Genomic DNA, 10,719 nt, shown 5'->3' with positions numbered 1-10,719 from the left:
GTGTGGTGAGAGTGGCGATAAGTTACAGCGGCGGGCCAATTCCGCGACGGGCGAACAGCCCCGACCGGTTCGGGTGAAATGCCGGCTCGTACGAAGAACTCGGAGGCTCCCATGACCGCTGTGGGGAACAGTGCACAGACCGCCGGCCGGCCCACCCGCCTGCCCCGTTCCGCGCGCCGCAAGCAGCTGCTCGCCGCCGCGCAGGAGGTGTTCGTCGCGCAGGGCTACCACGCGGCCGCGATGGACGACATCGCCGAGCGCGCGGGGGTCTCCAAGCCGGTGCTCTACCAGCACTTCCCCGGCAAGATGGAGCTCTACCTGGCGCTGCTCGACACGCACTGCGACGCCATCGTGGCGAAGGTGCAGGACGCGATGCGCGGCACCACCGACAACAAGGAGCGGGTCAGCGCCTCGGTCCGCGCGTACTTCGACTTCGTCGACCACGAGAGCGAGGCGTTCCGCCTCGTCTTCGAGTCGGACCTGCGCAACGACCCGGCCGTGCGCCAGCGGGTCGAGCGGGTCGAGCAGGGCTGCATCGCGGCCATCACCGACACGATCATCTCGGACACCGGTGTGAGCCGGTCGCACGCCGAGCTGCTCGCGTCCGGGCTGGTCGGTGCGGCCGAGACCGCCGCGCAGTTCTGGCTGGCCAGCGGCCGGCAGGTGGCCAAGGCGGAGGCCGAGGCGCTGGTCGCCGCGCTCTCCTGGCGGGGCATCGCGAGCTTCCCGCTGCAAGGTGAGTCAGCCTGACCGCCGCCCGCGTGATCGGATAGCCTTCGCAGGGCGGCATATTCGCCCCAGTTGAGGAGGCACTGTGGAGGTCAAGATCGGCGTGCAGTACGCGCCGCGCGAGCTGGTTCTGGAGAGCGCGCAGTCGCCGGCCGAGATCGAGCAGATCGTGACCGACGCCATCGCCGGCAACGGCGGCACGCTCTCCCTCACCGACGAGAAGGGCCGGCGGGTCATCGTGCCGGTAGACAAGGTCGCCTACGTGGAGATCGCCGAGGCGTCCCCCCGGGCCGTCGGGTTCACCGTCCGCTGAGCCGCGGGCGCACCCGCCCCACACCCGTCGACGCGGTCCGACGCCGCGGCACGTGCCGGTCACCTGCCGCGGCGTCCCCGGTCAGTTGTTGAGTCCGACGGCGCCCATGCGGGCGGTGTGGGCGGCGGTCAACCTGCGGAACAGGCCCTGCACGTCCACCTGCTCCCCCCGCGCGATGAGCGCGGTCAACGCCCCCCGGTCGGCGGACGCGACCCGACCGGCCTGCGACAGCGCCTCACCGACCAGCCGACGCGCCCACATGGAGAGCCGGTTGGCGACCCGGGGGTCGGCCTCGATGGCCGCGCGGATCTCGGCGGCGGCGAAGTCCGCGTAGCGCGACTCGTGCAGCACCTCCAGCACGAGCCCCCGGTCCGGCTCGGCCAGCGCCCCGGCGATCTCCCGGATGAAGTCGTCGGTGATGCCGTCTCCGACGTACGCCTTGGTCACCGCCTCGGCCCAGTCCCTCGGCTCGGTCGAGTCGTGGTACGCCTGCAACGGCTCCACGTAGACCGCCATCGCGTCGTCGGGCAGCACGCTGAGGTCGCCCAGCCGGTCGGCGAGCCGCCGGTAGTTGCGGATCTCCGCGGCGGCCATCTCGCCCAACGCCGCCCGTCGGCGCAGGTCGGGAGCCAGCCGGGCGTCGGCGGCCATCCGCTCGAAGGCGAGCAGCTCACCGAAGGCCACCAGGCCGAGCAGGTCGACGAGCGCGGGATCGGTCACGACGCCGCCGGCCGGGCCGGTCGGAGTCGGTGCGGGTTCGCTTGGGGCGGACACCAGCGCAGGGTACCGCCCGGCGGCGAATCGCCGTTGATGTGAGTGCCGTCACAGGTGTCCGTTTCGGCAGGCGGCACGGCCGCCGAGGAATCAGGACGGGGTCAACGCTGTTCAGGTAGACTGGAGCAGTTGCCGTGGGCGCCGACCGATGTTCGATCTGGTCGCAGCCGGTCCACGGCGCGCGTGCGGCCCGGTCCCGCGCGGCAGATCCGCCGCCGACCGTGTGGCCCGCGCCATACCGTCCGCGCCCTGAGGACTAAACGGGGCGCACCCACGAGAGGGCACCCCCACATCCATATGAGCGAGCTGACGCAAGAACTGATGGACGGCCACGAGTTGGCCCCCACCGCCCCGGTACGCCCGGAGGCACCCACTTTCGCCGAGCTGGGCGCGCGTCAGGAGACCGTCGACGCGCTGGCCGCGGCCGGCATCACCCGCGCCTTCGCCATCCAGGAGTACGCGCTGCCGATCGCGCTGCGCGGCGCCGACCTGATCGGCCAGGCGCCCACCGGCACCGGCAAGACCCTCGGCTTCGGCGTACCACTGCTGGAGCGCGTGTTCGCGCCCACCGAGGGCGGCGACGGCGTCCCGCAGGCACTCGTCGTGGTCCCGACCCGCGAGCTGGGCATCCAGGTCGCCAAGGATCTCCAGGCCGCCGGCAGCAGCCGGGGCGTCCGCGTGCTGCCGATCTACGGTGGTGTGGCGTACGAGCCGCAGATCGACGCGCTCCGCAAGGGCGTGGAGATCCTCGTCGGCACCCCCGGTCGCCTGATGGACCTGCAGAAGCAGAAGCACCTGCGGCTCGACCGGGTGCGCGCGCTGGTCCTCGACGAGGCCGACCGGATGCTCGACCTGGGCTTCCTCGACGACGTCGAGAAGATCCTGGCGATGCTGCCGGAGGACCGGCAGACGATGCTCTTCTCGGCCACCATGCCGGACCCGATCGTCGCGCTGTCCCGGCGCTTCCTGCGCCGTCCGGTGACGATCCACGCCGGGCACACCGCCGAGACCGGCCCGTCGCCGCAGACCCAGCAGCTGGCGTACCGCACCCACTCGATGAACAAGATCGAGATCGTGGCGCGGATCCTCCAGGCCGAGGGTCGCGGGCTGACCATGATCTTCACCCGCACCAAGCGGGCCGCCGACCGGGTCGCGGAGGATCTGGACTTCCGTGGCTTCGCCGTTGCCGCCGTGCACGGCGACCTCGGGCAGGGCGCCCGCGAGCGGGCGCTGCGCGCCTTCCGCGCCGGCAAGATCGACACGCTGGTCGCCACCGACGTCGCGGCCCGGGGCATCGACGTCACCGGCGTCACCCACGTCATCAACTACGACTGCCCCGAGGACCAGGACACCTACACCCACCGGATCGGTCGGACCGGCCGGGCAGGTGCGACCGGCGTCGCGGTGACCTTCGTCGACTGGGACGACATGCCCCGCTGGCGGATCATCGACAAGACGCTGGGCCTGGACATGGCCGAGCCGCCGGAGACGTACCACACCTCTGCGCACCTCTACACCGACCTGGGCATCTCCACCGACGTCACCGGCACCCTGCCGACCGCCGAGCGCACCCGCGCGGGGCTCGCGGCCGAGGTCGAGGAGGACCTCGGCGGCCGGTCCCGCCGGGGCGACGGCCGGGGCTCGCGGCGCGGCGAGGGCCGCGGCCGGGAGCCCCGCCGCGGCCGGGGCGGGGAGGCAGCCGTCGCGTCGACCACGGACGCGCCGGCCGACGACGCCGCCGAGGAGCGCAGCCCGCGTCGCCGCCGGCGCCGCCGGGCGGGCGAGGTGGTCGCGGGCGAGCCGACCGCGGTGATCTCCACCGAGGGCGGCACCGAGCCGGAGACGGCCGCCGCCGAGGGCAGCGCGTCGGCGAAGCCGCGCCGCCGCCGGCGCCGCCGCGGTGGCGGTGGTTCCGGCGGGGGTACGCCGGCCGAGGCGACCGCCGACTGACACGCGCACGTCCGACGTCCCCCGCCTCGTTCGCCGAGCGGGGGACGTCGCGCGCTCAGGAAGACACAGCCCGGGCCGCCGTCGACCACCCGGTCGGCCTCCTTTGCTCTGCTTCAACCCACGCACCGGAACGCGCCGCTTTCCGGTGCGTCCGTTGAAGCAGAGCAAAGGGCAGTGCGGGGCACATCAGTGCGTCGCCGCCGGGCACGACCGGGAAGGATCAACCCATGCCGGAGCCACTGGACGCCGCGCTCGCCGAGGTGCGGGCGCTGCTGCTCGACCCCGGGCTGACGCGGGCGGTGGCCGCGGGCCGGCGGCGCGGGCAGCGCCCCTCGGTGGTCCGGGCGGAGCTGCGGCCCGTCACCCTCAAGGCCGGTCCACGCCTCCAGATCGCCACCTCCGACGGCAGCCGGCCCTACACCCGCAACGTCGCGCCCGGCGGCGACGCGGACGCGGCCGTGGACGCGCTGCTCGCCGAGCCGTTCGGCAACTGGCACGTGGAGACCGTGCGGACGACATTGCAACTGCGGGTCACGAAGTCCGGGGAGGCGCAGGTGCACCGCGCGGCCAACTCCGGCTCGCCGACCGAGCCGGCCGGACACGACCGGGCGAAGGACTACCTGCTGGACCCCGGTGACCCCATCTTCGCCGAGATCGGCGGATCGGCGGCGAAGCGACGTCAGGTGGACGCCTTCCTGCGGGCGCTCGCCGCGACGCTGCCCGACGATCTGCCCGGCCCGCTGCGGGTGGTGGACCTGGGGTGCGGGAACGCGTACCTGACATTCGCCGCGTACCGGTGGCTGACCCGGCGGGGGCTCGACGTGCACCTGGTCGGCGTGGACGTCCGCGAGGACCAGCGGCAGCGCAACACCGCGCTGGCACAGCGGCTGGGCTGGGCGGACCGGGTGCGTTTCGTCGCGGGCACAATCGCCGACGCGGCGGTCGAGCCCGCTCCGGATCTGGTGCTGGCGCTGCACGCCTGCGACACGGCCACCGACGAGGCGCTCGCGAGGGCGGTGCGTTGGGGAGCCCGCTGGGTGCTCGCGGCGCCGTGCTGCCACCACGACGTCGCGGCGCAGTTGCGCTCCCGGCCGGCACCGCCGCCGTACGACCTCCTGACCCGGCAGGGCATCCTCCGGGAGCGCTTCGCGGACGTGCTGACCGACGCGGTGCGGGCGGGGCTGCTGCGGTTGCACGGCTACCGGGCCGAGGTGGTGGAGTTCGTCGACTCGCGGCACACGCCGCGGAACCTGCTGATCCGGGCACGCCGCACCGGCGCGGCACCGACCGGCGCGCAGCGGGCGGAGTACCGGGCGCTGGTCGACCAGTGGGGCGTCACGCCGAGGCTGGCGACCCTGCTCGGCGGCCCGGGGGGCGACGCCACCGGCGGCACCGCCGGGGTGGCCGCGGGCTGACGCCCGGACGAACTCCGCGCCGCGGGTACGGTCCCGTCCACGGGACGGTCTGGTCGATCAGTCAATTGCTTCCGCCGCGAGCCGTACTACCCTCGAACCACGCACCGTCAGGTGCCCGGCCGGGAGGGAAGACCCGCTGGAATGGCTTCGGTAGAGGTATCGCCGCAGGCGGCGTTCGCGCGCTTCGTGCGGCGCGCCATCGACGACGCCCGGGAGGAGCGGGGGTGGACCGTCACCGACCTGGCGTCCCACACGGGTGTCGGTCGCTCGACCGTCTTCCGCTGGCTCGCCGGTGACTGGCAGGACTACCCCGAGCTGGCCAAGGTGCGCGGGTTCTGCGCCGCGCTCGACCTGCCGGTCGCGGCCGCCTTCCGTGCGCTCGGCCTGCCGGACGCCGGCCCCGCGCCCCGCCGCCGCAGCGACGACGGGCCGGTCGAGGCGGACGTCCGGGTGATCCTCCAGCGACTTGCCGACCCGACCGTGCCGGCCGAGGAGAAGCACCACATCCGGGACCTGCTGCGGTACCTGGCCCGCCGCCCGATCCGCCGGGTCGGCTGACGGACCGGCGGGGCCGCGCCCCCGGTCAGGCGTCGAGCGTGAACTCGGCGGTCCGCACCACTCCGGCCACCTGGAAGTCCAGGTAGAGGCGGTACCGCCCGGCGCCGGGCACGGTCACCCAGAACCGCACCGCCCCGTCGACCAGGGCCGGCTCCGGGTGGACGTGCAGGTATCCGAGGTCTCCCTCGCGGAGCGCGACCAGGTGCCCGTACGCGCCGAGGTACCGCTCCAGCGTCGCGGGTCGGCCACCCTCACCGGTGATCCGGAAGGTCAGCGGCACCGACACGGTGGACTGCGGGGTGCCCTGGTAGGCGACGGTGAACCCGCCCACGGTGGTCGACGTGGTCGCCGCCGGGAGTGGGCGCGGCTCGTAGTCACCGGCGGCGACCAGGTCGGTCCCCAGGGTCACCGCCGTCTGTCGTCCGTCGTCGGCGAGGGCGGTGAAGTCGGCGTACGCGCGCCAGACGCCCGGCTGCGGCAGCGTCAGCGGCACCGACCAGGTGCCGTCGGCCGCCATCGCGGGGTGCAGGTGCTGGTAACCGGTGAGGTCACGGCGCACCACGATGAGGTGCAGCGGCTTGTCGTGCACCACGGCGAAGCGGGTCACCGGGCGGCGCTGCGCGTCGCGGATCTGGAACCTCAGCTCGCCGGGACGGCCGGCGACGAGGTCCACGGCCGACGGGGCGATGGTGTAGCCGGCGGCGCTGACCGACAACCCGGTGGCCTCCGCCGCCAGGCCCTGGTCGGCGCCGTGTTCGTGCGCCCCGGTGCCGGGTGCGTGGGTGTGGTCGGCCAGCGCGCTGCCGTAGCCGACCGCCGCGGTGGGGTCGCCGCCGCCGGCCCGGCCGAGGCCGAACCCGAGCAGGACGGCGAGGATCAGCCCGCCCACCACCAGCGCCAGCCGCAGGGTGCTCCGGTCGGGAAGGGCGGAGACGCGGTCAGCGCGCGGGGCGTCGGGCGGCGGCTGACCGGTCATACCGCCCACGCTACCGTCGGCGACGCGCGCCGGCGGGCGGGTGCCCGCCGGGCGTGGCGACCGTCGCAATCCGCCGGGCCCGGGAACTTCCCAGCCTCCTCGACCGACCGCCGGCCGGCGGCTCAGCCCGCGACGGCCAGGGCGAGCGGCAGCACGTCCGGGGCTCCGGCGCGGCGCAGTTCGCGGGCGACCATGGTCAGCGTCCAACCCGAGTCGACCAGGTCGTCGACGAGCAGCACCGGCCCGTCCAGCCCGGCGAGGGCGCCGGCCAGATCCGGCGGCACGGTCACCGCGCCGTGCAGGGCGCGTACCCGCTGGGCGCTGTTCCCGCGCGGGCCTCCCGGCGCGGTCACGGCGACGCTGCCGAGCAGCGGCAGCCGCCCCACCGTGGCGATCCGGCCGGCGAGCGAGCCGACCAGCCGGGGCCGGCGGCGCGATCCGACCGCGACCACCGCCGCCGGCCGGCGCGGCCAGGGAGCGTCGCCGTGCGCCCACGCCTTCAGCACCTCGACCACGGCGGCGGCCACGTCCTCCGGGACGTCGACGTCCACGGCGTCCGGCCCGACCAGTTCGCGCAGGCGGCCACCCCAGCCGAGGTCGGACAGGCGCCCGACCGCCCGGCCCGGCAGCGCCTGCTCCGCGGGGGCGATGCGGCCCTTGACGGGTACGCCGACCGCCTCCAGCCCGGTCGGCCAGAGCTTCTTCGGCGGGACCTCGACGCCGGGGCGGCCGAGGAAAGCCTGCGCGGCGCTCAGCGCGGGCCCGGAGACGTCGACGGAGAAGATCGGTTCCGCGCACCGGTCGCACCGGCCACAGTCGGACGCGCCGGCATCGTCCAGGCATTCCCGCAGGTAGCGCAGGCGGCAGCCGGGTGTGGTCGCGTACTCCCGCATCGCCGCCTGCTCGGCGGTGCGCGCGGCGGCGACGCGCCGCAACCGGGCCTCGTCGTAGCTCCACGGCTCGCCGGTGGCGAGCCACCCGCCGCGCACCCGGCGGACCGCGCCGTCGACGTCCAGAACCTTGAGCATCAGCTCCAGCCGCGCCCGGCGCAGGTCGACGACCGGCTCCAGGGCCTGCGTGGAGAGCGGCCGGTCGGTGGACAGGGCGGCGAGCACGGACCGCACCTGGTCCTCCGGCGGGAAGGCGAGCGAGGCGAAGTACCGCCAGATGGCCGCGTCCTCGGCGCCGGGGAGCAGCAGCACCTCCGCGTGCGCGACGGCGCGGCCGGCGCGGCCGACCTGCTGGTAGTACGCGATGGGCGACGGTGGTGCGCCGAGGTGCACGACGAAGCCGAGGTCCGGCTTGTCGAAGCCCATTCCCAGCGCGCTGGTGGCGACCAGCGCCTTGATCTTGTTGTCGAGCAGGTCCTGCTCGGCGGCGCGGCGGTCCGCGTCCTCGGCCTGCCCGGTGTACGAGGCCACCGGGTAGCCCCGGGAGCGCAGGAAGTCGGCGGTCTCCCCCGCCGCCGCGACGGTCAGCGTGTAGACGATGCCGGAGCCGGGCAGCTCGTCGAGGTGGTCGGCGAGCCAGGCCAGCCGGTGCGCCGGGCCGGGCAGGTCGACCACACCGAGCCGCAGCGACTCCCGGTCCAGGCTGCCCCGCAGAACCAGGGCGTCGCCGAGTTGCTCGGCGACGTCCTGGGTCACCCGGGCGTTGGCGGTCGCCGTCGTCGCCAGTACCGGCGTGCCGGACGGCAGGTTGCCGAGGAAGGTCCGCAGCCGCCGGTAGTCCGGGCGGAAGTCGTGCCCCCAGTCGGAGACGCAGTGCGCCTCGTCCACGACCAGCAGCCCGGTGGTGGCCGCCAGCTTCGGGAGCACCGTGTCCCGGAAGTCGGGGTTGTTCAGCCGTTCCGGGCTGATCAGCAGGACGTCCACCGTCCCCGCGTGGATCTCGGCGACGATCTCGTCCCACTCGTCGAGGTTCGCGGAGTTGATCGTCCGGGCGCGGATGCCGGCCCGGGCGGCCGACTCGACCTGGTTGCGCATCAACGCCAGCAGCGGGGACACGATCACCGTGGGACCGTGCTCACCGGTCTCCCGCAGCAGCGCGGTGGCCACGAAGTAGACGGCCGACTTGCCCCACCCGGTGCGCTGGACGCAGAGCACCCGCCGCCGGTCGACGACCAGCGCCTCGATCGCCCGCCACTGGTCCTCCCGGAGCCGGGCGTGCTCCCCGGCAAGCTGCCGCAGCACCGCCTCGGCCCGCTCGCGTACCGCCGTCCGCTCCTGGCTCATCCGGCATTTCTACCAGCGTCGGGTGATCGGGGCGTACGGCGTCACGGCGCGGCCGGCTGGTGCTGCGCGGGGTTCGGCGGAAGGAACAGCAGGACGTCGCGAAGCCGTTCGGTGGACGCCGGCGGCAGCATGCACCGGCCGGCCAGCTCCTCGACCGAGCCGTACGGACCCCGCAGCCAGCGGTCCACCGCGACCTGCCGGCACTGGTCCGTCGTCAGGCCCGGCAGGTCGGCGAGCACCGCCTCGGACACCGAGTTGACGTCGATCAGCCCGCCGTCGTCGAAGGTCCGCGGCAGGTCCGGCCGGCCGATGCGCAGCTCGTCGCGGGCCGCCGGATGGTAGTGGAGCAGGAGACGGGCGTGTTCCCGGCGGAGCCGGCGTTTCTCGGCGGCCCGGCCGGCCCGGCTGCCGCCGGTGACCAGCGCCCACACCCGCCGGTTGAGCAGGACCACGTGCAAGGCACCGGCAGCCCAGCAGGAGAGCAGGAACCCCAGGATGTAGAAGCCCTCGAAGTCGGTGAGCTCGGCCTCGGGATCCGGGTTCATGTTCTCCAGCACCACGATGAAACCGACGAGGACGACGAGGTAGCCGACCCCGGCGAGTGCGAGTCGCCCGCTCTGCCGCCACACCGCGTACACGAACACGATCAGCCAGGTGATGAACCCGAGTGACACCAGGACGAGCAGCGTTCCGAGGGTGGTCGCCAGGTTGGCCAGCCACCGGGGAGCCGGCTCAGCCGGCCAGCGCCTCCGCCGGGGCGGCAGGATCGGCGGAGGCGGGAGGAGTCCCGGCGGCCCGTACCCCGGCAGCGGTGGTGCGGGACCGGTGCCGGACGGGATAGCGGCGGATGCCGGCGGCGGAGCAGGGGGTGCGTTGCGGGCGGGCGGCTCGGCTGGCGCGGTGGCGGCGGGTGGCGCGGCCACGGTTTCGGCCGGCGGGGCCGGAGCGTCCGCCGCGACCGGCCCGGGGTCCGGCGCCGGCAGCAGCGCCGGGTCCGCGGACAGGACGCGCCGGTGCAGCTCCCGCAACTGCTCGCCCGGCTCGATGCCGTACCCGTCCCGGAGCAGTTCGTCGAAGTCGCGGTACGCCGCGAGCGCCTCGGCCTGCCGGCCGCTGCGGTACAGGGCCAGCATCAGCTGCCGGCGCAGCCGCTCCCGCACCGGGAACTCCCCCGCCAGCTCCACGAGCGGGCCGACCAGCTCCCGGTGCCGGCCCTGGTCCAGTTCCAGCTCGGCCCAGCTCTCCAGGGCGGTCGCCCGCAGTTCGACGTACCGCTGCCGTGCCGCCTCGAAGAACGGCCCGGCGAAGCCGGTGAAGGGCTCGCCCCGCCACAGCTCCAGGGCGGCGCTCAGCTCGGCCAGCGCGTCCGTCGGCCGGCCCGCCTCCCGGTGCCGCTCCGCCCGGCGTACGGCCTGCTCGAAGCGGACGGCGTCGAGCGAATCCGGGGACACGTGCAGGACGTAGCCGGCGTCGGTCAGCGCGAGCACCTGCCCGGGGGTGCGGGGCGACCGCTCCGGCTCCAGGATCCGGCGCAGCCCGGCGACGTACTTCTGCACCACGTTCGGGCCGTTCGCGGGCGGATCGTCCGGCCAGACGGCATCGACGATCTGCGTCGTGGACACGGGCCGGCCGGCGGCGAGCAGGAGCACAGCCAGCACCGCACGCCGCTTGCTCGGACCGAGGTCGAGCTCGCGGTCGGCGTACCAGGCCCGTTGAGGGCCGAGAAGCGCGAAGCGCAGCGCCCCTGACATGCGAGTCCCCGCTCCTGAC

The 10,719-nt window shown here is 74.7% G+C and carries 9 protein-coding genes; 5 read left to right on the top strand and 4 right to left on the bottom strand.

What is annotated here, in order from left to right:
• Positions 1-111 precede the first annotated feature (111 nt).
• Together ACN26Y_RS10825 and ACN26Y_RS10820 are read left to right on the top strand one after the other, a co-directional pair.
• Complete coding sequence (locus ACN26Y_RS10825) at positions 112-750, top strand: TetR/AcrR family transcriptional regulator (RefSeq protein ID WP_155330174.1); 639 nt, start codon at positions 112-114, stop codon at positions 748-750.
• Between the two features lie 64 nt (positions 751-814).
• The gene (locus ACN26Y_RS10820) at positions 815-1,042 is read left to right on the top strand and encodes a DUF3107 domain-containing protein (RefSeq protein ID WP_155330173.1); all 228 of its coding nucleotides are present in this window, start codon (positions 815-817) and stop codon (positions 1,040-1,042) included.
• A gap of 81 nt (positions 1,043-1,123) precedes the next feature.
• Here ACN26Y_RS10820 and ACN26Y_RS10815 read toward each other — a convergent pair whose 3' ends face one another.
• On the bottom strand, positions 1,124-1,816 hold the full coding sequence (locus ACN26Y_RS10815; RefSeq protein ID WP_230688953.1) for a ferritin-like fold-containing protein: 693 nt from the start codon (positions 1,814-1,816) through the stop codon (positions 1,124-1,126).
• A gap of 297 nt (positions 1,817-2,113) precedes the next feature.
• On the opposite strand from ACN26Y_RS10815, the gene ACN26Y_RS10810 reads away from it, so the two are divergent.
• The 3 genes from ACN26Y_RS10810 (at position 2,114) to ACN26Y_RS10800 (ending at position 5,739) form a co-directional block, all read left to right on the top strand.
• Positions 2,114-3,766 (top strand): DEAD/DEAH box helicase, encoded by a 1,653-nt coding sequence (locus ACN26Y_RS10810; protein WP_155330172.1) that lies wholly within the window; start codon positions 2,114-2,116, stop codon positions 3,764-3,766.
• 227 nt (positions 3,767-3,993) lie between these two features.
• Entirely contained in the window at positions 3,994-5,181 is a 1,188-nt protein-coding gene (locus tag ACN26Y_RS10805; protein ID WP_155330171.1) for a class I SAM-dependent methyltransferase, read from the top strand.
• A gap of 141 nt (positions 5,182-5,322) precedes the next feature.
• A complete protein-coding gene (locus tag ACN26Y_RS10800; protein WP_155330170.1) occupies positions 5,323-5,739 on the top strand; it encodes a helix-turn-helix domain-containing protein in 417 nt (138 codons plus the stop codon).
• Between the two features lie 25 nt (positions 5,740-5,764).
• On the opposite strand, the gene ACN26Y_RS10795 is transcribed toward ACN26Y_RS10800, so the two are convergent.
• The 3 genes from ACN26Y_RS10795 to ACN26Y_RS10785 form a co-directional block, all read right to left on the bottom strand.
• On the bottom strand, positions 5,765-6,715 hold the full coding sequence (locus ACN26Y_RS10795) for a hypothetical protein (protein ID WP_155330169.1): 951 nt from the start codon (positions 6,713-6,715) through the stop codon (positions 5,765-5,767).
• 122 nt (positions 6,716-6,837) lie between these two features.
• Positions 6,838-8,949: a DEAD/DEAH box helicase gene (locus ACN26Y_RS10790; protein WP_422734680.1), complete on the bottom strand. Its 2,112-nt coding sequence runs from the start codon at positions 8,947-8,949 to the stop codon at positions 6,838-6,840.
• A gap of 41 nt (positions 8,950-8,990) precedes the next feature.
• Positions 8,991-10,700 (bottom strand): AfsR/SARP family transcriptional regulator, encoded by a 1,710-nt coding sequence (locus ACN26Y_RS10785; RefSeq protein ID WP_155330167.1) that lies wholly within the window; start codon positions 10,698-10,700, stop codon positions 8,991-8,993.
• Positions 10,701-10,719: the final 19 nt, after the last annotated feature.

This window comes from Micromonospora sp. WMMD558, from assembly GCF_049315255.1.
Lineage (GTDB): Bacteria > Actinomycetota > Actinomycetes > Mycobacteriales > Micromonosporaceae > Micromonospora.
This window is presented reverse-complemented; position numbering and strand designations above follow the sequence as displayed.

Excerpts from the sequence above, each read along its gene's own strand:
- ACN26Y_RS10825 (WP_155330174.1), top strand. The coding sequence starts at position 112 with ATGACCGCTGTGGGGAACAGTGCACAGACCGCCGGCCGGCCCACCCGC.
- ACN26Y_RS10810 (WP_155330172.1), top strand. The coding sequence starts at position 2,114 with ATGAGCGAGCTGACGCAAGAACTGATGGACGGCCACGAGTTGGCCCCC.
- ACN26Y_RS10805 (WP_155330171.1), top strand. The coding sequence starts at position 3,994 with ATGCCGGAGCCACTGGACGCCGCGCTCGCCGAGGTGCGGGCGCTGCTG.
- ACN26Y_RS10800 (WP_155330170.1), top strand. The coding sequence starts at position 5,323 with ATGGCTTCGGTAGAGGTATCGCCGCAGGCGGCGTTCGCGCGCTTCGTG.
- ACN26Y_RS10795 (WP_155330169.1), bottom strand. The coding sequence starts at position 6,715 with ATGACCGGTCAGCCGCCGCCCGACGCCCCGCGCGCTGACCGCGTCTCC.
- ACN26Y_RS10790 (WP_422734680.1), bottom strand. The coding sequence starts at position 8,949 with ATGAGCCAGGAGCGGACGGCGGTACGCGAGCGGGCCGAGGCGGTGCTG.
- ACN26Y_RS10785 (WP_155330167.1), bottom strand. The coding sequence starts at position 10,700 with ATGTCAGGGGCGCTGCGCTTCGCGCTTCTCGGCCCTCAACGGGCCTGG.